The 22,298-nt window shown below is 35.4% G+C and carries 19 protein-coding genes; 13 read left to right on the forward strand and 6 right to left on the reverse strand.

The features are described 5' to 3' along the window. Window positions 1–76: 76 nt before the first annotated feature. Window positions 77–541: a DinB family protein gene (locus ABJD27_RS21370; RefSeq protein WP_348164374.1), complete on the forward strand. Its 465-nt coding sequence runs from the start codon at window positions 77–79 to the stop codon at window positions 539–541. 90 nt (window positions 542–631) lie between these two features. Here ABJD27_RS21370 and ABJD27_RS21375 read toward each other — a convergent pair whose 3' ends face one another. Beyond that, a complete protein-coding gene (locus ABJD27_RS21375; RefSeq protein ID WP_348164377.1) occupies window positions 632–4,345 on the reverse strand; it encodes a T9SS type A sorting domain-containing protein in 3,714 nt (1,237 codons plus the stop codon). Between the two features lie 630 nt (window positions 4,346–4,975). Between ABJD27_RS21375 and ABJD27_RS21380 the strand changes: the two genes are divergently transcribed. Then, entirely contained in the window at window positions 4,976–6,115 is a 1,140-nt protein-coding gene (locus ABJD27_RS21380) for a cystathionine gamma-synthase (protein WP_348164380.1), read from the forward strand. A 100-nt stretch (window positions 6,116–6,215) separates the two neighbouring features. Here ABJD27_RS21380 and ABJD27_RS21385 read toward each other — a convergent pair whose 3' ends face one another. Then, entirely contained in the window at window positions 6,216–7,040 is an 825-nt protein-coding gene (locus ABJD27_RS21385; RefSeq protein ID WP_348164383.1) for a glutamate dehydrogenase, read from the reverse strand. 217 nt (window positions 7,041–7,257) lie between these two features. Between ABJD27_RS21385 and gdhA the strand changes: the two genes are divergently transcribed. The 4 genes from gdhA (at window position 7,258) to ABJD27_RS21405 (ending at window position 14,186) form a co-directional block, all read left to right on the forward strand. After that, complete coding sequence (gdhA, locus tag ABJD27_RS21390; protein WP_348164386.1) at window positions 7,258–8,601, forward strand: NADP-specific glutamate dehydrogenase; 1,344 nt, start codon at window positions 7,258–7,260, stop codon at window positions 8,599–8,601. Between the two features lie 168 nt (window positions 8,602–8,769). Further along, complete coding sequence (locus ABJD27_RS21395) at window positions 8,770–11,046, forward strand: two-component regulator propeller domain-containing protein (protein WP_348164389.1); 2,277 nt, start codon at window positions 8,770–8,772, stop codon at window positions 11,044–11,046. Beyond that, the gene (gene recO, locus ABJD27_RS21400; protein ID WP_348164392.1) at window positions 11,046–11,765 is read left to right on the forward strand and encodes a DNA repair protein RecO; all 720 of its coding nucleotides are present in this window, start codon (window positions 11,046–11,048) and stop codon (window positions 11,763–11,765) included. The genes ABJD27_RS21395 and recO overlap by 1 nt, the downstream gene beginning before the upstream one ends. After that, window positions 11,766–14,186 carry a TonB-dependent receptor gene (locus tag ABJD27_RS21405; protein ID WP_348164394.1) on the forward strand — a complete coding sequence of 807 codons (2,421 nt, stop codon included), beginning with the start codon at window positions 11,766–11,768 and terminating at the stop codon, window positions 14,184–14,186. It begins immediately after the preceding gene. Between the two features lie 8 nt (window positions 14,187–14,194). On the opposite strand, the gene ABJD27_RS21410 is transcribed toward ABJD27_RS21405, so the two are convergent. From ABJD27_RS21410 to ABJD27_RS21425, 4 genes are all read right to left on the reverse strand, one after another. After that, window positions 14,195–14,770 (reverse strand): uracil-DNA glycosylase family protein, encoded by a 576-nt coding sequence (locus ABJD27_RS21410; protein WP_348164396.1) that lies wholly within the window; start codon window positions 14,768–14,770, stop codon window positions 14,195–14,197. A gap of 95 nt (window positions 14,771–14,865) precedes the next feature. Next, window positions 14,866–15,546 (reverse strand): 16S rRNA (cytidine(1402)-2'-O)-methyltransferase, encoded by a 681-nt coding sequence (rsmI, locus tag ABJD27_RS21415; RefSeq protein ID WP_348164398.1) that lies wholly within the window; start codon window positions 15,544–15,546, stop codon window positions 14,866–14,868. Then, window positions 15,539–15,904, reverse strand: coding sequence for a DoxX family protein (locus ABJD27_RS21420; RefSeq protein WP_348164400.1), 366 nt, complete (start codon window positions 15,902–15,904; stop codon window positions 15,539–15,541). The genes rsmI and ABJD27_RS21420 overlap by 8 nt, the downstream gene beginning before the upstream one ends. 12 nt (window positions 15,905–15,916) lie before the next feature. After that, a complete protein-coding gene (locus tag ABJD27_RS21425; protein WP_348164402.1) occupies window positions 15,917–16,807 on the reverse strand; it encodes a hypothetical protein in 891 nt (296 codons plus the stop codon). 102 nt (window positions 16,808–16,909) lie between these two features. Between ABJD27_RS21425 and ABJD27_RS21430 the strand changes: the two genes are divergently transcribed. The 7 genes from ABJD27_RS21430 to ABJD27_RS21460 all read left to right on the forward strand — a co-directional run bounded on the left by ABJD27_RS21430 (window position 16,910) and on the right by ABJD27_RS21460 (window position 22,287). After that, on the forward strand, window positions 16,910–17,566 hold the full coding sequence (locus tag ABJD27_RS21430) for a thymidine kinase (protein ID WP_348164405.1): 657 nt from the start codon (window positions 16,910–16,912) through the stop codon (window positions 17,564–17,566). A gap of 6 nt (window positions 17,567–17,572) precedes the next feature. Then, window positions 17,573–18,670 (forward strand): alanine racemase, encoded by a 1,098-nt coding sequence (gene alr, locus ABJD27_RS21435; protein ID WP_348164408.1) that lies wholly within the window; start codon window positions 17,573–17,575, stop codon window positions 18,668–18,670. An 85-nt stretch (window positions 18,671–18,755) separates the two neighbouring features. Beyond that, window positions 18,756–19,157, forward strand: a complete 402-nt coding sequence (gene mscL / locus ABJD27_RS21440; protein WP_348164411.1) for a large conductance mechanosensitive channel protein MscL — start codon at window positions 18,756–18,758, stop codon at window positions 19,155–19,157. A 201-nt stretch (window positions 19,158–19,358) separates the two neighbouring features. Then, window positions 19,359–20,348, forward strand: a complete 990-nt coding sequence (locus ABJD27_RS21445; RefSeq protein ID WP_348164414.1) for an aspartate-semialdehyde dehydrogenase — start codon at window positions 19,359–19,361, stop codon at window positions 20,346–20,348. Window positions 20,349–20,433: 85 nt separating this feature from the next. Then, the gene (locus tag ABJD27_RS21450) at window positions 20,434–21,171 is read left to right on the forward strand and encodes a hypothetical protein (protein ID WP_348164417.1); all 738 of its coding nucleotides are present in this window, start codon (window positions 20,434–20,436) and stop codon (window positions 21,169–21,171) included. Window positions 21,172–21,181: 10 nt separating this feature from the next. Further along, window positions 21,182–21,805 (forward strand): chloramphenicol acetyltransferase, encoded by a 624-nt coding sequence (locus tag ABJD27_RS21455; protein WP_348164420.1) that lies wholly within the window; start codon window positions 21,182–21,184, stop codon window positions 21,803–21,805. A 104-nt stretch (window positions 21,806–21,909) separates the two neighbouring features. Continuing rightward, window positions 21,910–22,287 (forward strand): DoxX family membrane protein, encoded by a 378-nt coding sequence (locus ABJD27_RS21460; RefSeq protein WP_348164423.1) that lies wholly within the window; start codon window positions 21,910–21,912, stop codon window positions 22,285–22,287. The last annotated feature ends 11 nt before the right edge of the window (window positions 22,288–22,298 follow it).

Raw genomic sequence — 22,298 nt, forward strand, 5'->3', positions numbered from 1 at the left:
TGGTTATCTGAGTTTGTAGTAACAAAATTCGGTCATTTATTATGAAAAGAAGTACTTTTAATAAAAAATTCACACGATGCTTTACGACTTTGATATTTGTCAAAAAAACAGACAATTACTCCATAACTTAATGGAAAAATTAACTCCAGAACAACTTAATGAAATCCCTGATGGATTTAATAATAATATCCTTTGGAATATAGGACATAGTATAGCTACGCAACAATTATTAGTATATGGGCTCTCGGGAAATGAATTTCATGTTCCTTCACATATTATAGATCATTATAAAAAAGGAACAAAACCAGAAGGATCTAGATCTATAGAAGAAATTGCAGAAATAAGATCATTGCTTTTTTCTACTATAAAACAATTAGAAAAAGATTATGCCGATGACATTTTTACAACATTTAAAACATATACATTAAGTACTAGTGGAGGTACGCTACATAAAGCTGAAGATGCTATTGCTTTTAATAACTATCATGAAGGGTTACATCTCGGATATATTATGGCATTAGTTAAAGTTATTACTAAATAACCTATCCATTCTTATCATTTAGAAAGCTTTTATATTAAAAAACCCATCACTTTCGTGATGGGTTTTTCTTTATGTAGTTAAAGATGTCTATTACATCTTGATAACTCTATGTACTCCTGTTTTACCATTTGAAGTCACTTGCATTAGGTAGGTACCTTTTGCCATAGTGCTTACGTTTAATTGGTATGAAGTTAAACCATCTACTTTTTGCTCAAGTACTTTCTGACCTAACATATTAAACATCGTTACAGTATCTATTCCTGTTCTAGCATCTAAATTAATTACATTTTCTGCTGGGTTAGGATAGAAACTAAAGTCTTCTAACTCATTGTCTCCTACTGATAATGCCTCTTCACAAGTAACTGCCATTGTGAAGTTACCAACACTACCTCCAAATCCTTCTACCATAATCGTATAAGAATTTCCTACGGTAGCAGTAAATGTAAGTAATGATTGTAATGTACCACAACCATCATCATCTGTTGCAATTTCACTTACAAGGTTACACTCATCATCAAATACTCTTAATAATGAATCATAATCTGTACCATCACATAATGATAACGTTACGTTTTGTGCAGTCTCTGGAGTTACATATGTATAGAATACATCTCCTGAAGGATTAAATCCTGAGTCATTTGCATTTGTTGTAGCTCCTGTTACAGTATCTCCACAAACAACTTCGATTGCATTTTCACAATCATCATTTGCTGGTGGTAAGAAATATAAGAAGTCTATAGACACATATACACTAAAGTCATCTGCAGTACATCCTGCTTGGATATAGAATGTATACATATTACCGTCTACAAATGCTCCAAGTGCTGTATCAAAAGTATCTACAAGTGTATTTCCAACAGCAATTGCTCCTGGATCTCCTTGAGGAACTCCTACATCTTGAATCTCCCAGTTGTAACCGAAAGCAGCCATTGGCATAGACCAAGAAAGATCAACAGATCCTGGTGCAAAGTTATCAGCTACTAAATCAAACGGTGCAAAACACGTAGGACAATCTCCTGTTACAGTTCCAGACTCAACATTTGTATCAACAGTTCCTGTTGCTACTTCTGCAAAGTTTGCATCTAAGATTCTATAAGAAACTTCTCCTGGGAATCCACCTCCGTCTACAAAGACAGTTGTAATATCATCTCCTGGAAGTATTTCAAATTGTAAAGAACCTTGAGTACCATCATTATCAGGATCATCATCTAATGAAACATCATTTAATGCAAGAACACCATTTCTAAAGACATCCATAATTGCACCATTCCATCCATCACCAAATGAATCATTCATTTCTAATGTATAAGAACAATCTCCTGGAGGTGCCATTGTTGTAAACCCTAAAGGTCCAGCTGGATTACTTACATCATCTGCAGCACAATTTGCAAACACATAATATTCATACTCAGTTCCTGGATCCAATCCAGAAAGCATAAATGAAGTTGTTGTAATTCCAGTCTCCATTGTACCAGTACCTAAGTCAAATCCGATAGGACCCCACTCTACAGTAAATTCTGGTGCTACTGGATCATTATTATCTGTCCAACTTAAATCTGCAGACGTATCAGTAACGTTATCTGCCATTAAGCCAGATGGTGCAAAACACGTAGGACAATCTGCCTCAAGTGTTCCAGTTTCAATATTTGTATCAACATTTCCTGCTCCTACTTCAGCTCCTTCAGCGTCTAATATTCTATAAGAAACTTCTCCTGGGAATCCACCTCCATCTACAAATACAGTAGTTACATCTGCTGTACTGTTTACTGGGAATGTAAGAATTCCTTGCACTCCATTATTATTAGGATCATCATCTAATGAAACATCATCAAGAACAACAACACCGTCAACAAGTACGTCCATAATTGCTCCATTCCATCCGTCACCAAAAGAATCATTCATTTCTAATGTATACTCACACATTAAACAAGCTCCTTCTCCTTCTCCATCTCTATTTATAATAATTGGATTTGAAAGGTCAAAACATCCATCAAGACCATCTAAGTTAGATCCCATATCAAGACCTGTAAGTCCATCTTCATAACGGATATAATACACAGCACAGATTCCTGGCTCAACACCATCTAAATCAAATGGAGGTGCCATAGGTAATCCTAAAATTTCACCTGTTGCATTATCTGTAATAACCCATCCGCTATTTGTACCTATACCATCTCCTACAACTGTAACATCTATTGGATCTGGCATATCATCTCCAACACAAATACTAGTTTCAGTATTACCTGTTCCAGTAATTTCTATACTCATTGCATCTACAGCACAATCACTATATGCCGCAACTTGGAAAGGTCCGAAGCCTCCGCCTCCCCATTCCCATACGCGAACGTAAAGTGGTGCTCCAGGATCTTGATCTATTAAATCTACTAAAGAGAATAATCCGTTTCCATCATCATCATCACAATCTATCTCAACAAGAGCTCCTATTTCTCCACTATATACAGCCATTCCTGTATCTGTAATACCGCCAGCAGTATCAGTCTCAATTACTAATTGTCCTGTACTTGGAGGAATAACACTAAACCAAACATCTGCACCTCCATAGTTTCCACAAGAAGGATCATCAATTGCTGTATCTGTAGCACTTACATTAGAAGCTGTTACAGGAAAATCTGTAAATACGGCACCTACTGTTAATGCAATAGCTCCTTCTGGATCATCATTTGCTGGTGGAGGAGTATCATATGCAGACATCTGGAAAGTTCCGAGAGAACCTCCATTCCATTCCCATACTCGTACAAAAAGAACTTCTCCTGGAGTTCTACCTTCTACTTCTGCTAATGAGAATAAACCTACACCTCCATCATCATTACAAACTACTTCAACTAGTGCTCCTACTTCACCTTCATAAATACTTAATGCAGTATCTGTAATAGAATCATCATCTGTTCGTGATTCTACACTTACAGAACCACTATCTGGTACTGTAACACTATACCATAAATCAGCCTCCGTAAAGTTTCCACAAGAAGGATCATCAATTGCTGTTGCTGTTGCTTCAGTATTGTCTGCAATAACAGGGAAATCTTCAAATACTAATCCTACAGTCAAGTTTGCTGCTGTTTCTGGATCGTCATTTAATGCTAATGGCGCACAGTTACCAAATAATACTTGAGCTACAAGCTCAACATTTACTCCTGTAAGATCTTCTATTTCTAAGCTTACAATAGGCTCTGCAGCTAAAAGACCTACAAATACTGGCCCAGTAGTAGTTACATCTGCTGTTACAGTGTCAATTAATCCACCTTCTCCTATTACTCTAATATCTACACTTGATCCTCCAGTAAGAGAATATAAATCAAACCCTACGCTAGTAACAGGGTCTACTGTAGTAAAGTTTATAATTGTAAAATCAAGAAATGTGATAGATCCTACTGCATTATCTGCTGTAAATCCATCTGCAGGAACAACGGCAACCATTGTATTACCTACATCTGCACCACTTGTGGTAAATTCGATACCTTCCTGAATTTCTCCAGCAGCATAACAAACATCTCCCACAGAAGAGATAGAACCACTACACGCTAAAAACCCTCCAGGTCCATCAGCAAGATCTTCTAACGTTAAAAGATCTCCATTCATACAGTTGGCTAAATAATCAGTCCTATCTGTAAATGTAGTAACATTTGCTCCTCTAGCTTCAACAGAAGGAACAAAACCTTCTGGTCTTTCTACAGTTCTTGCCTCATTATGTAAACCTGAGTCTACATACTCTTGAAGAGTAAGAGGGGTTTGCCCAAATGCCGCGACGGCAAAAAAGCATAATAGTAATGTAATTTTTTTCATGTTTGGTTTATTTTAAAAGTGAAATCAGCAAAAAAATGCTGACCTAAAAGATAAATACTCTAAATCTTTTTTAAGGAAAATGTAACATTTTTTCGATGAGTGACACCTATTAATCGCTATAAAACACCATATTTCTTAAAAAAGTAATACTATTAACATAGAAAAAGACGTTTGTATACGTATCTCTAAAATCTAATTTTGTTAAAAATCTGACTATTAATCATATAAAACATCATGTATTACTAGACACACCATACTATATTATTTATCTAAAAAAATTGAGTTTGTAAATTCTAGTATTTTCAATAAAATCATGTTTAGATTTTTCTCCTAAATATGTCTATTACATCTTGATACCTCTTATGTACTCCTGTTTTATTATTTTGAAGTCACTTGGTTAATACACTACTCCAACCATTATCAAATAAATTATTCATTTCTTTATATGCTTTCGCGAAAGCGTATGCCCACAAACCTCATAATAAACTAATTAAAACAGAGGGCTCCTTTTTATAATTTCATACATCAATAATTACTTTGTTTAAAGATGTGTTTAATTGTACTTTTAAACAGAAGGAAAGTGATGCATTTACAAAACAACCTATTCTTCTTAATACGTTATATATATTTATGAAATTTAACACCAAAACAATACACGGGGGTCAGGAACCAGACAAAGCCTATGGTTCAGTAATGCCTCCCATATATCAAACATCTACTTACGCGCAATCTACGCCAGGCAATCATAAAGGATACGAATACAGTAGAACGCACAATCCTACTAGAAATGCATTGGAAAATGCTTTTGCAAGTATAGAAAATGGAAATTATGGTCTTGCCTTTGGTTCGGGTCTTGCTGCCATAGATGCCGTCATAAAACTCTTACAACCTGGAGACGAAGTCCTCTCTACAAATGATCTTTACGGAGGGACATATCGTTTATTTACAAAGATATTTGAAGGTTTTGGCATTAAGTTTCGTTTTATAGGAATGGGGAATGCTAGTAACATTGAAAATTATGTTACTGAAAAAACAAAGCTTATTTGGGTAGAGACCCCTACAAACCCAATGATGAATATCATAGATATAAAAGCTGCTGCTATTGTTGCAAAAAAACATCATATCCTTCTTGCAGTAGACAACACCTTTGCGACACCTTATTTACAACAACCATTAGATCTAGGGGCAGATATTGTCATGCACAGTGCTACAAAATATATAGGAGGACATAGTGACCTTGTGATGGGAGCACTTATCGTTAAGGACAAAGAACTTGCTAAAAGACTTTATTTTATTCAAAATGCAAGCGGTGCTATATGTGGTCCTCAAGATAGTTTTCTTGCTTTAAGAGGAATAAAAACATTACACGTGCGCATGCAACGTCACTGTGAAAATGGAAAAACAATTGCACATTTCTTAAAAACACACCCTAAAGTTGGTAATGTATACTGGCCAGGTTTTGAAGATCACCCTAATCATGCTATTGCAAAAGAACAAATGAGTGATTTTGGAGGGATGATCTCATTTACAACAAAAGAAGATTCTTATGAAGGAGCTGTTAAGGTTGTAGAAAAACTAAACATATTTACACTTGCAGAAAGCTTAGGTGGTGTTGAGTCACTTGCTGGTCATCCAGCCTCTATGACTCACGCATCTATTCCTAAAGAAGATCGTGAAAAAACAGGCGTTAAAGATTCTTTGATTCGTTTAAGCGTTGGTATAGAGGATATAGAAGATCTTATTTCAGATCTCAAACAGGCATTAGATTAAATAACTGTACCTCATAAAATAAAATGGCTTCCAAATAACAATATTGGAAGCCATTTTTATGTTTGTAAGTACGCTTTTGCAAAGCCTACCATGTAATATCTTACTCTATATAATAGATGTATCCTACATTTAACCAGAAAATCCAATCATTTGCACGATTTACAGGTCTTGGGTCTGGATTTAATCCATCTACCCAGTTAGACGTATAATAATGCCATCTAGCATCTACAACCAAGTCACTTAAAAGACCTAATTTATAACGAACACCTGCACTCCAAGTGATCGCCCAAGTAGAACCTGGTCTATCATCTATACCACTACTATTCTGTCCTTCACCCTGTGAAAAACCTTGAAAGAGTGTAGGAGCTAGCTCTCCATTAAATGGATTTAAAAATTGCCCTTGGATATCTCCCAAGTCAGAACTTGCTTCTGGATCATAGGAAACAAAATGAACTCCAAGACTTACATATGGAGCTAGTTTATAAGCGCCTGCAGAAAAATCTCGAATACTCATAGGAAAATACTCTAATTGTGTTCCTATTTCAAAGACTTTGGCTTTTCCATTATGACTTCTGAGTTGTAACCCTCCTAAATCATTATCTTCTGATTCTTCTCCAAAGTGATTTAGATTTGTGACGTGATAATCTATTTCATTTCTCACTTTAAAGTGATCATTGAAGTAAGTATCCCGCGTATAGCAGTTACAATCTGCTCGATAAGCAAAGTTTAAATAATGCACAATTCCAATACCAAATCCAACGTTTCCGCGATTTGTATCAAAATTATTACGCAATCCATAATCAGATTGAAATGCCACAGGACCAGTGATAACGCCGACTTCATGGGAAAAGCCTAATTGCGCCTTCAGCTCCTGTTGAGCAAAACAAATTGTTACAATTGCCATGAGTAGGTATCTGGCTTTCATGAAAATATGTAATTTGAGACAGTAACAAATATATAAAAACTAGGCAAACAGCGAAATTTTATAGACAAAGGGTTTTAAAAAACACTACAAATCTTTAAAAAATGCCATTTTTTTTACGAATTTCTAAAAAAAAACGACTCAATTTTTAGGATGCATTATATTTGCACCCTATTAAAACGCATTTTTAATATTAAAATTATCCAACACTAATAAAGATATGTCAGACAGCATTAAAAACTTTGTCGATCATGTTGCTAAAAGCAATCAGAACGAACCCGAATTTATGCAAGCTGTTCAAGAAGTTGCAGAAACAGTTATCCCTTTTATAGAGGCAAACCCAAAATACCAAGGAAAGAAACTATTGGAACGTATGGTAGAACCAGAGCGTACCATTATGTTTAGAGTTACTTGGACAGATGATCAGGGAGATATCCAGGTAAATCGAGGGTATAGAGTAGAGTTTAATAGTGCTATAGGGCCTTACAAAGGAGGATTACGATTCCACCCTTCTGTAAACTTGAGTATTCTTAAATTTTTAGGTTTTGAACAGGTGTTCAAAAATAGCCTTACTACGCTTCCTATGGGAGGTGGAAAAGGAGGATCAGATTTTAACCCAAAAGGAAAGTCTGATGCAGAAGTAATGAGATTTTGTCAAAGCTTTATGACCGAGTTATCTCGTCATATTGGACCAAATACAGATGTCCCAGCTGGAGATATCGGAGTAGGTGGTCGTGAGATAGGATACTTATTTGGGCAATACAAACGTATTCGCAATGAGTTTACAGGAGTACTTACAGGGAAAGGTCTTTCTTATGGGGGATCATTAATACGTCCAGAAGCAACTGGATATGGAGATGTTTATTTTGCTCAAAGTATGCTTAAAACCAGAGGTCTTTCTTTTGAAGGAAAAACTGTTACCGTTTCTGGATCTGGAAATGTAGCGCAATATGCTACAGAAAAAGTAACACAGCTAGGAGGGAAAGTAGTAACTCTTTCTGATTCTGGTGGTTTTATCTTTGATAAAGACGGAATTGATGCAGAAAAACTTGCGCACGTTATGGAAATTAAAAACGTACGTCGTGGTAGAATTAAAGAATATGTAGATAAATACCCATCTGCAGAGTATCATGAAGGTCAAAAGCCTTGGAGTACTGTTTGTGACGTGGCACTTCCATGTGCTACTCAAAATGAGTTAGATCAAGATGCTGCAAAAACATTAATAGCAAATGGATGTGTCTGTGTTGCAGAGGGAGCAAACATGCCTTCTACACCAGAAGCTATTGAAGCTTTTCAAGATGCAAAAATTCTTTTCTCTCCTGGAAAAGCCTCTAATGCTGGAGGTGTAGCAACTTCAGGACTTGAAATGTCACAAAACAGCTTACGTTTTAACTGGACAGCAAAAGAAGTAGATGAAAAGTTACATACTATCATGTTAGACATACACGAAGCTTGTGTTACTTATGGAACACAAGAAGATGGATACATTGATTATGTAAAAGGAGCAAACGTTGCTGGTTTTGTAAAAGTAGCCGAAGCAATGATGGCACAAGGAGTTGTTTAATACAACACTTTATTTAAATATAGATGTAAAATAGGCGGCAATATGTCGCCTATTTTTTTAAGTACTTTTTTCGCTTTAAGCGAAAAAAAACAATAGGATACAATCTTATTTAAACACTAAGACAATAATTGTATTTTTGAAAGGTTTAAAAAGAAGATGTAAAAACAAGTGAAAAGACTCTATATACTTTTATTCGCGCTACTTTGCTCCCCTCTTTATTCGCAGGATTTCTCTGATGAATGGACTGGTTATTTTTCTTTTGCCAATGTTGGAGATATTGATGAAGGAAATGGGAGAGTATATGCTGCTTCAGAAAATGCAATCTTTATCTTTTCGACAATTGATGGGTCTACCGTTACTAGGTCTACTATTAATGGTCTCTCTGGGAATATCATTTCTTCTATCTATTATAGTGAAGCATTTGACACTTTACTTGTTGGATATGAAAATGGAATCATAGACATCATTGTAGGAAATGGCGAAAATGTAATCACTGTTGTAGATATCTTTAATAGAGTTTCCATCCCTCCAGATCGTAAACGTATTAATCATTTTACCGAATTTAACGGATTTGTTTATATTTCTACTGGCTTTGGTATTTCTCTATACGACTTAGGACAACTAGAGTTTAATGACTCTTACTTTATAGGGGATAATGGTTCTCAATTAAACATTACACAGACAGCAATTCTCGATGATTATATTTATGCCTCTAGTATAGACGGAGGGCTACGTAGAGCTATTGTAAACAACACAAATATTATAGATTTCAATAATTGGAATACTGTAGCAACGGGTTCGTATCAAGGAATCACTGCTCTTGAAAACACCATTTATCTAGCAAGTGGCAATCAATTATTACAATCTAATACAGGTACAAACTTCACTCCTTTTCAACAATTTCCTGAGGATATAGAAGACCTTGAAGCTAATGGAACAGAATTAAGTGTTACTTCATTAAGTACTGTAAGTTTATACAATACAGGGGGTAATCTTATAAATTCATTTTCAAATATTCCCGATTTTGATTCAGATTATAGCGCTTCTGTGGTAGTAGGTGGTTCTTTATTTATAGCAACCAGAGGTTCTGGAGTTATCAGAGCTCCTTTAAATGGAGGGGAAATATCTCAATTACTACCTAATGGTCCCTTATTTAATACTCCTTTTAATATCAATGCAGTAGCTAATGAGTTATGGGTCGTTTATGGGGAATATAGCATTACTTATAATCCTAGAAATAGAAGAAGAGGAATTAGCCATCTTAGACCTGAAGGCTTATGGAATAACATTCCTTTTGATAGCGTTTTTGGAGCACGTGACCTCTCTTTTATATCTATAAATCCACAAAATACAAATCAAATCTTTGTGAGTTCATTTGGATCAGGACTTCTTGAAGTAAATGATGAAATCCCTACGGTATTGTATGATGAAAACAACAGTACATTACGCGGTATAGGAGCAAATGGTAATAGCGTTAGAGTAAATGGTAGTGCTTTTGACAGACAAGGTAATCTCTGGATGGCAAATGCAAGGGTTCCCAATATTTTAAACAGACTTTCTCCTGGAGGACAGTTTTCTACAGTCTCTTTTCAAAATGATCTTCCTGAACTAGTAGAAGGCGCATTAGGAATAGACGATGTTGTTATTGCAGGAGATGGGAGAATTTATATGGGGACTAGTAATTCTGGACTTGCAGGATATGATCCTAACACTGGTGGTTTTGCTCGTATTTTTGGAGAAGAAGAAGGTGCAAATTTACCTAACGACGATGTAAGAGCTCTAGCATTAGATCGTAACGGGTCGCTATGGATCGGTACCAGAAGAGGATTACGTGTTTTGTTTTCTCCTTCATCTATCTTTACAGAAATAGGTGTATCGACCAACTCAATTATTATACTACAAGATGGTATTGCACAAGAATTACTCAATGACCAATTTGTGACAGAAATTGTTGTAGATGGAGCAAATAACAAATGGGTATCTACCGTAGATTCTGGCGTTTTTCTATTCTCACCAAGTGGACAAGAAACGTTAATGCATTTTACAGAAGATAACTCTCCTTTGCCTTCTAATAATGTTCAGGATATTGCACTTGATCCAGAATCGGGGACTGTTTATTTTGCAACAGCTCAAGGCCTTGTTTCTTTTAATGGAACTAATACTGGACCCGCCGAAGATTTAGAAAATGTGGTGGTTTATCCTAATCCTGTGCGGCCTACTTTTGGTGGCGAAGTAACTATTGAAGGGCTTACAGCTCGTACTAATGTGAAAATTACAGATCTTACAGGAAATCTTGTACATGAAGAAAATACAGTAGGAGGTAGTATTACTTGGGACACAAGAGCTTTTGGTAGACATAGAGTAGCGTCAGGAGTATACCTCATCCTTATTACAGGGCCTGATGCATTAGAAACTCAAATTGCAAAACTGATGATCATACGATAATGCTTATTACAACACAAGCAATTGTCATTTCTGCACTTAAATACAGTGAAGCAGATCTTATTGTAAAGTGTTTTACAAAAAGTAGCGGTCTTAAATCATACCTACTACGTGGCATTTTAAAATCAAAAAAAGGAAAGCTCAGAACAGCCATGTTTCAGCCACTTATGCAGCTAGAGATAGAAGCAAATCATAAAGACAAAGGGACTTTAGAAACCATAAAAGAGGCAAAAGTAATCTATCAGTATGCCAATTTACATACCGATATTACAAAGACAGCCCTTGTGTTTTTTATTTCAGACATTTTACGCAATGCTATTCAGGAGGAAGAGGAAAATAGTATGCTCTTTGATTTCTTAATCGCATCGACCATTTGGTTAGACACCCATGATACTATTGCAAACTTTCATCTTCTTTTCTTAATAAAGCTCACAAAATATCTTGGATTCTATCCTGACGAAACTCAAATTCATTATGAGTATTTTAATCTTATAGAAGGAACTTTTGAGTCTTCTGAAGTAAATATTTATTGTCAAAATGGATTGCAAATAAAAATTCTAAAACAGTTGTTAGGCACAAAATTTGATACATTACCAGAAATCAAACTAAATCAAAAACAACGTGGTGATTTTCTCACTATGTTATTACAGTATTATGAGCTACATTTGCACGGTTTTAAACAACCTCGCTCACTAGCTGTGCTTAATTCAATTTTTACCTAAATGCGCTACACATTTATTCTGTTTCTTTTTATTACAATTGTCTCACATGCGCAACAAATTACAGTACTCGATATAGACACTAGAGAGCCTGTTATAAGTGTTGCTATTTATAATGAAGATAAAAGTATAAGTACCATCACAGATTTTGATGGAAATGCAGACATTTCAGCTTTCTCAAAAACTGAAAAAATCATATTCTCTGAGGTAGCACATCAACAAGCTATTTATACAAAAGCTCAGATCCAAACCTACGGTAATAAAGTGTATCTAAAACAATTAGAAAACAGTTTAGGTGAGATTGTACTTTCCGTATCTAAGTTTGGACAGAAAAAAAATGAAATTTCACAAAAAATAGTAGGTCTTTCAAAAGAGGACATTGAATTATTTAATCCGCAAACAGCCGCAGATTTATTACAAAGTAGTGGGCAAGTATTTGTACAAAAAAGTCAATTAGGTGGAGGTAGCCCCTCTATAAGAGGATATTCTACAAATCGTCTTCTTATTACATTAGACGGTATACGCTTTAACACAGCAATTTTTAGAGGAGGAAATGTACAAAACATCATTTCTATTGATCCATTTTCTCTAGAACGTACAGAAGTAATTCTAGGCCCTGGGTCTGTTATTTATGGTAGTGATGCTGTAGGAGGGGTATTAAATTTTTATACAAAAAAGCCTACATTTTCTAAACAAGATAGTCTTGGTCTTGTAATTTCGGGAAATGCACTAACAAGATATAGTACAGCAAATAATGAAAAAACAGGACATTTTGATATTAATATAGGTGCGCATAAATGGGCATTTTTAACCAGTGCTAGTTATTCTGATTATGGAGATCAACGACAAGGACGTCATGGTCCTGATTCCTTTTTACGTAATGAGTTTGTACGTCGTATTAATGGAGAAGATGTTGTTGTACAAAACGATGATCCACTAAAGCAAGTAAGCACAGGATATAGTAGCTATAACTTCCTACAGAAAATACGATATGCTCCCAATGCTACTTGGGATTTTAATTTTAATGTCTCGTATGCTACCACATCAGATTTTGATCGTTATGATAGGTTAACCCAAAGAGACGACGATGGAGGTTTGCGATCTGCAGAGTGGTATTATGGTCCTCAAAAATGGTTTTTAACGAGTCTTCAGATAAATAAAGAAGGGAGTGGTCCTTGGTATGATCGTGTACAAGGAACATTTGCTTTTCAAAATTCTGAAGAGAGTAGAAATGATAGACGTTTTGGAAGAACAGGATTACGTTCTCGCACAGAACGTGTAAATGCTCTTTCTGGATCTTTAGATTTTACAAAAGCACTTAAAAACAGAAAAAACAAACTCAATTACGGAATAGAATATGTATATAATTACATTAATTCTAATGGTTCTGTAACCGACATAGAAACAGGACAATTTGAGCTTACAGATACGCGTTATCCAGATGGTTCAGAATGGCAATCACTTGCTGCTTATGTAAGCGGTCAGTTTGAACTCGCTCCAAAACTAAGACTAAACACAGGATTACGCTACAACCAGATTTTTATTTTTACAGATTTTAGAGGGAATAATCAATTCTTTAATTTCCCTTTTGAAAAGTCCCGTGTAAATTTTGGAAATGTAACTGGGAGTGCTGGTCTTAATTATGAGCTTTCAAAAACGGTGTTGCTTAAAACCAATCTTTCTACAGCCTTTAGAGCGCCTAATATTGATGACATAGGAAAAGTATTTGATAGTGGGGATGGGGATTTGGTCATTCCTAATCCAGACCTAAAAGCAGAATACGCATATAATGCAGAAATAGGAGCCGTTTTTAATTTTAATAACCTTGTCACTTTTGATGCAAATTTCTATTATTCACAACTTCAAAATGCATTAGTACGAAGAGATTTTACACTTAATGGATCTAGCACCATAGAATTTGAAGGAGAGACTGTTAATATAGAAGCTATTCAAAATGCTGGAACCGCAGAAGTTTGGGGGTTTGAAGCAGGCCTTGAAATTAAATTACCACACGATCTTACCCTTACTTCTCATTATAATATCACAAGAGGAGAGCAAAAAGAAGAAGACGGATCTCTTCTTCCTGTACGTCACGTAGCGCCTACTTTTGGAGATACACATCTTGTCTGGAAAAAAGAAAGATGGACACTAGATGCCTATGCATCCTATAATGGTTCCTTTGATTTTAATGATCTATCTCCTGAAGTAAGTGATAGTCCAGAACTTTTTGCTGTAGATGCTAATGGAAATCCATTTTCTCCAAGTTGGTATACGCTTAATTTTTCGAGTCAGTTCAAACTCAATGAGCATTGGAATTTTACAGCAAACCTAGAAAATATCACAGACCAACGTTATAGAACATATGCCTCTGGAATATCGGCTGCAGGTCGTAATCTTATCCTTTCGGCAAAGTATTCGTTTTAAAGTTTAAATCAATCTGATACTGCTTTCGCGAAAGCGGACTGCAACATAGGCACAACTTCTACATCAAACCAAGGGTTTTTAGTCAGCCAAAATCTATTACGAGGTGAAGGATGTGGTAACGGAATAATTTTAGGCGCATACTCTTCATAATTTCTCACAGTTTCGGTCAAGGTCTTTTTTGCTGTTCCTTTTAAATAGTATTTTTGAGAATACATTCCTATCAGAATAATCAATTGTATGTTGGGCATCTTACTAAGTAATTGCTCGTGCCATTCTGGAGCACATTCTGGTCTTGGAGGTAAATCTCCTGTTTTGCCTTTACCGGGATAACAAAACCCCATAGGCACTAACGATACCTTTGTTGGGTCATAAAAAGTTTCTGTATCACAATTAAGCCATTTGCGAAGTTGTTTTCCGCTAGGGTCATCCCAAGGGATAGAGGTTTTGTGCACTTTTGTTCCTGGAGCTTGTCCAATGATAATAACTCGTGCATCAGGATGTGCCGTGACGATAGGATTAGGCCCTAAGGGCAAATGTTCTTTGCAAATTGCACAAGATCTAATAGCGGTTAAAAGCGTTTCCATAATGATTGTATTTAAGCACAATTATAAGTAGATTATGCATAAGGTGTACTACTAGAAAAGGATTGTTTATTGTACTTTTTTAACTAGGCGTAATTTCATTTTTTCCCAGCCAATACAATAACAATCTCTCCTTTGGGAGGTTTTTTAGCATAATATGCTAGCACCTCTGTTACAGTTCCTCGAATAGTTTCTTCATGTAGTTTTGTAATCTCTCTTGATACAGATACGTGTCTATCTGCTCCAAAAAAGTCTACAAAATGTCCTAACGTCTTTACAAGTTTATGGGGAGACTCATAAAAAATGATAGTACGTGTTTCTTCGGATAATACAGTAAGGCGTGTTTGCCTTCCTTTTTTAACTGGGAGAAATCCTTCAAAAACAAATTTATCATTAGGCAATCCGCTATTTACTAATGCAGGCACAAAAGCAGTCGCTCCTGGTAGACAGTCTACCTCAATACCTGCTTCTACGCAGGCACGCGTTAATAAAAATCCTGGGTCTGATATTGCTGGAGTTCCTGCATCACTTATTAAAGCAATTGTTTCTCCTGCTTGTAATCGTTTAACTAAGCCTTCTACCGTTTTATGTTCATTATGCATATGGTGACTCATCATTTGAGTCGCAATCTCATAATGCTTCAATAATTTTCCGCTAGTACGTGTATCTTCAGCTAAAATAAGATCTACTTCTTTTAGTACACGTATTGCTCTTAACGTAATATCTTCTAGATTACCTATAGGTGTAGGCACAAGGTATAATTTGCTATTTTCAGCCATACATAGGTCGTACTTTCTTTCCTAAAAAATAAGAGATAGGCAAAGCAATCAATACTAATAAAGAAAACAAATACCCTCCATCATCTGCATTTATATGTGCCGCAAATGCTAGTACAGCATCAAAAAAGAATCCTGCGTATGCCCATTCTGTTAACCAAGGGATTCCTCTCCATAAAACCATGGCAATTCCTAACACCTTTACAATTGCTAGCGGAATCACTATATAGCTAGGATAATGGAGTGCCTCAAAATAACTTTCTACAGCTGCTGTATTTGAAAAATACATGAATGCAGAATATGTAAAAATTCCACAGGTAATTACGGTAGCAATCCAATATACTATCTTTTGAATTTTCATAATCTATCCTGATTAATTAAACTTATTCTCAATTACTTGTATAAAACGTTCTTCATACACTTCCTTTGTTTCCCAATTTTCATAATCAGGTTTTACCATTTGTGCTATAAATTGTTTTGCTTCTTCTACAGTTCCAAAAGTGCTTAACTGTGACAAGACACGATTATAATCTGTATCACTTCCATTAAAAAGATGTTTAATAAAAGCTAGCTTATCGTTAAGACCTATTTTAAGTCCATTCTTTAATTTGTCATTTAAGTTTTTAGGAGTCGCGTCTACCTCAGCTACAGCTACGGGGTCAAAAATAGGCGTTTGCGCGTATTCTCCTCCTATTTCAAACATATCGTTTTTCTGATAGCGATCTTGCGGTTCTATAGACTCTATAATATCATCTATAACAGAAGCTTCCGGAGGCATTTCTGCAACGATATCCTTTATTTTTTCTATAACAGGTTCGTGTAAAGGATCTTCTCCGTTAAAAACAGTACCATCTGGTCGATGTCTATCATCACTTCGTGCTGCGGCAAAACGCGCTTCGTTTTCGGCAACGATCTCAGCTGGTGTTTTTGTTTTTGGAACCTCTAGTTCAACTACGTTCTCTTCTATAATTTTCTCCTCTACAACTACATCTTCCAAAATTAACTTCTCTTCTATAGATGTTTGCTCAATAGTATCTACAATTATTTCTAGAGGAGAAACAATTTCTTCTATTTCTTTCTCAACTTTTGAAAGTCCTATTGTTGGTTTTCCAGATTCTTCTAACTTTTCTGCATACGCAAGTACCGTTAACTTCTCGTATAATGCACGAGATTGTTCCGTCATTTTTGCATATGAAGTGTCATCTTTAAGTTGTAAAATTTTGTGTGCAAGACTTACTAATTCTGCTTTAATAGATTTCTTCATAACTTTCGAATACTTAACGTTGATTACGCACCTTTTTTGATAAATTTACCCTGACTTAAAATCAAACGTCGGAAAAGACGTTTTGGTCTTGAAAAGTACAAAATGTTTCTTGAAAATACAGTAAATCATAAAGAGCAATTCGGTTGGATTGAAGTTATTTGCGGATCTATGTTCTCTGGTAAAACAGAAGAACTCATTCGCAGGCTCAAACGCGCCCAGTTTGCAAAACAAAAAGTAGAAATCTTTAAACCCGCTGTAGACACGCGCTATGACGAAGAGATGGTTGTTTCTCATGACTCAAATGAGATCCGATCTACCCCTGTTCCTGCGGCTGCAAACATCCCTATTCTAGCAGATGATTGTGATGTTATAGGAATAGACGAGGCTCAGTTTTTTGATGACGAAATCGTAAAAGTGTGCAATGATCTTGCAAATAGAGGCATTCGAGTCATTATCGCAGGTCTTGACATGGACTTTAAAGGAAACCCTTTTGGTCCTATGCCAGCTCTTATGGCAACAGCCGAGTATGTAACCAAAGTTCACGCAGTTTGTACTCGTACAGGAAATCTAGCACAATACAGTTATCGCAAAGCACAAAACGATAAACTTGTACTCCTAGGTGAAACCGAAGAGTATGAACCTCTAAGTCGTGCCGCCTATTATAAAGCGATGTTACGAGATCGTCTTAAAAAAATGGAGGTAAACGATCCTACAGAAGTCTCCTCAGAAGAAGTACAAAACGCAAACAAAGATAAATAGTCATATATGGGGGTAACCCGCCTAGAAATAGACCTTAATGCGCTGAGACATAATTATACATATCTCAGATCAAAACTTCGCTCAGAAGTAAAGATGATGGGTGTTGTAAAAGCTTTTGGTTATGGAAGCGATGCGTGTGAGGTAGCATTATATTTAGAAAAACTTGGTGTTGACTATCTTGCCGTTGCTTATGCTAGTGAAGGAAAAGTATTACGTGATGCTGGAGTTCAAACTCCTATTTTAGTGCTTCATCCTCAACCTGACAATTTTAATATCATTATAAAAAACTGTTTAGAACCTAGTTTATATAGCCCACGTGTTTTTAAAGAATTTATCGCTTTCGCGAAAGCGCAAAAACAAAAAAACTATCCCGTACACCTCAAATTTAATACAGGGCTTAATCGTTTAGGGTTCTGGGAAAATGATACTGATTGGATTTTAAAACACCTTAAGGAAACAGATTCAATTACAATAACTTCTATTTTTTCTCATCTTGCGGCAAGTGAAGATCATGAAGAGCGAACATTTACCCTACACCAGATTACTAATTTTACAAAAACGGCAACACAACTTCTTGATGCTCTAGAAGAGACTCCTTTTTTACATCAAAGCAATACATCTGCTATTATCAATTATCCAGAAGCACAGTTTGATATGGTACGTACAGGGATAGGACTATATGGCTATGGAAATGTAGTCGAAGAAGATCAAAACCTACAACCTGTTGCCACTCTTAAATCTGTGATTTCTCAGATACATATGATAGAACCGGGTGAAAGTGTAGGTTATAATCGTGCTTATAAAGCGACTCATTATGAAAAAACCGCTACAATTCCTATAGGACATGCCGATGGAATCCCTAGAGCCTATGGAAATGGTGTAGGTTATGTAACCATACAAGATAAAAAGGCACCTATTATAGGAAACGTTTGTATGGATATGCTTATGGTTAATATTACAGGTATAGATTGTAAAGAAGGGGATGATGTTATTATTTTTGGGCAAGGCGCTTCTGCTGTAGAGCTAGCGGCTACCATCAACTCTATTTCCTATGAACTACTCACATCTGTATCTCAACGGGTAAAACGTGTTGTTCTTCGATAAGGCAAGTGCCGCTCTTAACGTTTTGTTAAATGGGTTTCTTTTTTTAGTACCTTAGAAGTTCATTAACCTTTAAACCAAAACTAAAATGTTAAAAGAATTTAAGAATTTTATCATGACCGGAAACGTGATTGATTTTGCTGTTGCAGTGATTATGGCTGGAGCTTTAGGCGCTGTAATTAATGGATTTGTTTCTAAAATTGCTATGCCTCTAATTGGTCTAGTAACAGGAGGTGCAAGTTTCTCTGATCAATTTTGGACTCCAGGAGATGTAGAATATAAAACAGTTGAAGCTGCAAAAGAAGCTGGTGTTGCAGCTGTAGAGTATGGTGCTTGGATCGATACTATAATTAGTTTAATTGTCGTTGGTTTTGTAATGTTTTTAATTGTAAAAGCATACAATAAAACTAAAAAACCTGTTGAAGCTGCTCCTGCTGGACCATCAGAAATTGATTTATTGACAGAAATCAGAGATTCTCTTAAGAAGTAAATTATCGTAGCCACCGCTACATTATATATTCTAACCTTAAACCGCTTTAGTTATCTAACTGAGGCGGTTTTTTTGTTAGTAATTATACATTTTTATCTTCTTTTGTAAAAAACAGAAATATTAAGTCATTTTTATTAATTTTTAAATCAATTAATTAAGCACTTGTTGCTACATTTGAGCTTTTAAATTTAATTCATACTAATGAGAGTAGCCGTAGTCGGTGCTACCGGAATGGTAGGCCAAGTAATGTTGCAAGTACTTGCAGAACGTAATTTTCCAATAACTGAATTGATCCCAGTTGCATCAGAGCGATCGATAGGTAAAAAAGTGACCTATAAACAGAAGGAATACACAATTATATCTATGGCAGATGCAATTGCTGCAAAACCAGATATTGCTATTTTTTCTGCAGGTGGAAATACCTCTCTTGAGTTTGCTCCAAAATTTGCAGAAGTAGGTACAACCGTTATAGACAACTCATCTGCATGGCGTATGGATCGCACTAAAAAATTAGTCGTTCCTGAGATTAATGCACCAGCACTTACTGCAACAGATAAAATTATTGCAAACCCTAATTGCTCTACCATCCAGATGGTACTTGCACTAGCTCCTTTGCATAAAAAATATGGTATCAAAAGATTAGTCGTTTCTACCTATCAATCTATCACTGGTACAGGTGTAAAAGCTGTACAGCAATTAGAAAATGAATACACAGGTTCAACAGGAGAGATGGCATACCCATACCCTATTCATCGCAATGCAATTCCTGCTTGTGATGTCTTTGAAGAAAATGGATACACAAAAGAAGAACTTAAACTGGTACGTGAGACACAAAAAATCCTAGATGATCGTAGTATCGCTGTCACAGCAACTGCAGTTCGTATTCCTGTCGTAGGAGGACATAGTGAGTCTGTAAATCTAGAATTTCGCAATGATTATGATCTTAGTGAAGTACGTAAACTTCTTAGTGAGACAGATGGCGTTACTGTACAAGATAATCCAGATACAAATACGTATCCTATGCCTATATATGCTGAGGGTAAAGATGATGTATTTGTAGGACGTATCCGTCGTGATCACTCCCAGGAGAATTCTCTTAATATGTGGATAGTTTCTGATAATCTTCGTAAAGGAGCCGCAACTAATGCTGTCCAAATTGGAGAATATCTTATTGAGAAAGGATTGGTCTAGAAAAGTAAAATTATATACTATTATAAAAAACCTCCCTTGTGGAGGTTTTTCTTTTTCTTACATTGTCATATCTAAATATCATTTTGTGAAATCGCTTTTTATCTTATGTACTCTTTTTTGTGTTCTTTCTACTGCTACATATGCTCAGTCTTTTGAGTATACAGAAGATCTCAATAAAGACATAAAGTCTCTTTTACCCGAAGGGAAAATAGGTTTTGAAATTATGAATGGCATTTCTTCTTCTGATAGATCAGAAAAAATTATTGAAAAATTCACAAAAGCTCTTGTTGAAAACAAAGAATGGTTTAATCAACAAATGAAAATGGTCAAAGAGAAAGAAGGAGAACCTGTTCCTTATGATAAAAGAATGGGTATTACTAAGGAAGAATATGACTATATGGTTGCTAAAAAATTTGATCTTGGGATACATTCGACTGGACAACTATCTCTTAATATTATCTATTTAAAAAACAGGTTACATATTATTCCTTCAGATACTACAGATTTCAAACAAATAACGATTGACTTTACTTCTAAAAAAGCGACCATAGATGAAGTGATACTCAATTTTCATGCACCTATTAACATTGATGCTACAGATAATATATTTAATAGTACATGGAAAGGGTATGGATGGCGTCATGAAGAATCAAACACAAATACCGCAAGTCTAGATAATTCAGAAGATCTTGTTTTGAAAGTATATAATCTTACTGTTGGTTTTATAGACTCTTCAAAACAAGTATACATCAATATTAAAGGAGGAGAATATAGTAAAGGAGAAAAAACAGTAGATTTTAAATATAGATTACTTTCACAATAAATTAATACCATTGAGAAAAATTGATATTTCATCTTGGAAACGCAAGCAACACTTCGAATTCTTTAATCAGTTTGAAGAGCCTTATTTTGGACTTACCGTTACGGTAGATGTAACAAAGGCTATGCAGGTAGCAAAGAAAAACGGGTATTCTTTTTTTAAGTATTACCTACATAAATGCATGCTAGCAGCAAATGAAATTGAAAATTTTAAATATCGTATTACATCAGATAATCAAGTTGTTTTATATGATCATATAGGCGCTTCGGCTACGATGATGCGAGAAAACGAAACATTTGGATTTAGTTATATTCCTTATCTAAAAGATTTTAATACGTTTGCACAAGCTACCCAAAAAGAAATGGATCGTATTATGCAAAGCGATGCATTATTCCCTTCTGAAGACCCCATAAATGTCATCCATTATTCTGCAATTCCTTGGTTAGATTTTAGCGCTCTTACACATGCTCGCATGTACAAACGTGCCGATAGTATTCCTAAAATATCTTTTGGTAAAGTTACAGAACGCGATGGAAAAAAGACAATGTCCATTGCTGTATATGTTCACCACGGTCTTGTTGATGGTCTGCATATAAGCCGATTTATTACTCTTTATCAAGATTTATTAAATAGCTGAAGAGTTCCTTCAAAAGACAAATTGACAATTTTTTTATACATTGTTTGTAATTGAAGTATTTAAGCTACGTCTAAGTCGCTATAATAACCAAAACAAACAAACACATGAAAATAGTAAACACAATACTTAGAATTGGACTTGGAGTGATGCTCCTTATATTTGGACTTAATAAATTTTTCTGGTTTATGCCAGATTTTGATTTTGGAACAGATATAGGTGCAGAAAGTCTTTATAATTCATTTACAGAAAGTGGTTATATGTGGCCTTTAGTTGGCACGTTAGAAATTTTGGTGGGTATCTCATTAATTACAAAAAAAGCTTTTCATGCGGCTTTGCTAGCACAGTTACCCCTGTCTATAAATATTGTTTTATTTCATGCCGTACTTAACCCTGGAAATATAGTTCCTGCATTAATTGTAGCAATCATCAATATCTATTTTATTTATAAGAACTGGAATAACTATAGACATTTAGTTCATTAATACATGAACTA

This window comes from Dokdonia sp., from assembly GCF_039945015.1.
In the GTDB taxonomy this organism is placed as follows: domain Bacteria; phylum Bacteroidota; class Bacteroidia; order Flavobacteriales; family Flavobacteriaceae; genus Dokdonia.

Excerpts from the sequence above, each read along its gene's own strand:
- ABJD27_RS21380 (WP_348164380.1), top strand. The coding sequence starts at position 4,976 with ATGAAATTTAACACCAAAACAATACACGGGGGTCAGGAACCAGACAAA.
- gdhA (WP_348164386.1), top strand. The coding sequence starts at position 7,258 with ATGTCAGACAGCATTAAAAACTTTGTCGATCATGTTGCTAAAAGCAAT.
- ABJD27_RS21405 (WP_348164394.1), top strand. The coding sequence starts at position 11,766 with ATGCGCTACACATTTATTCTGTTTCTTTTTATTACAATTGTCTCACAT.
- ABJD27_RS21460 (WP_348164423.1), top strand. The coding sequence starts at position 21,910 with ATGAAAATAGTAAACACAATACTTAGAATTGGACTTGGAGTGATGCTC.
- ABJD27_RS21375 (WP_348164377.1), bottom strand. The coding sequence starts at position 4,345 with ATGAAAAAAATTACATTACTATTATGCTTTTTTGCCGTCGCGGCATTT.
- ABJD27_RS21410 (WP_348164396.1), bottom strand. The coding sequence starts at position 14,770 with ATGGAAACGCTTTTAACCGCTATTAGATCTTGTGCAATTTGCAAAGAA.
- ABJD27_RS21385 (WP_348164383.1), bottom strand. The coding sequence starts at position 7,040 with ATGAAAGCCAGATACCTACTCATGGCAATTGTAACAATTTGTTTTGCT.
- recO (WP_348164392.1), top strand. The coding sequence starts at position 11,046 with ATGCTTATTACAACACAAGCAATTGTCATTTCTGCACTTAAATACAGT.
- mscL (WP_348164411.1), top strand. The coding sequence starts at position 18,756 with ATGTTAAAAGAATTTAAGAATTTTATCATGACCGGAAACGTGATTGAT.
- ABJD27_RS21370 (WP_348164374.1), top strand. The coding sequence starts at position 77 with ATGCTTTACGACTTTGATATTTGTCAAAAAAACAGACAATTACTCCAT.
- ABJD27_RS21430 (WP_348164405.1), top strand. The coding sequence starts at position 16,910 with ATGTTTCTTGAAAATACAGTAAATCATAAAGAGCAATTCGGTTGGATT.
- ABJD27_RS21445 (WP_348164414.1), top strand. The coding sequence starts at position 19,359 with ATGAGAGTAGCCGTAGTCGGTGCTACCGGAATGGTAGGCCAAGTAATG.
- ABJD27_RS21420 (WP_348164400.1), bottom strand. The coding sequence starts at position 15,904 with ATGAAAATTCAAAAGATAGTATATTGGATTGCTACCGTAATTACCTGT.
- rsmI (WP_348164398.1), bottom strand. The coding sequence starts at position 15,546 with ATGGCTGAAAATAGCAAATTATACCTTGTGCCTACACCTATAGGTAAT.
- alr (WP_348164408.1), top strand. The coding sequence starts at position 17,573 with ATGGGGGTAACCCGCCTAGAAATAGACCTTAATGCGCTGAGACATAAT.
- ABJD27_RS21425 (WP_348164402.1), bottom strand. The coding sequence starts at position 16,807 with ATGAAGAAATCTATTAAAGCAGAATTAGTAAGTCTTGCACACAAAATT.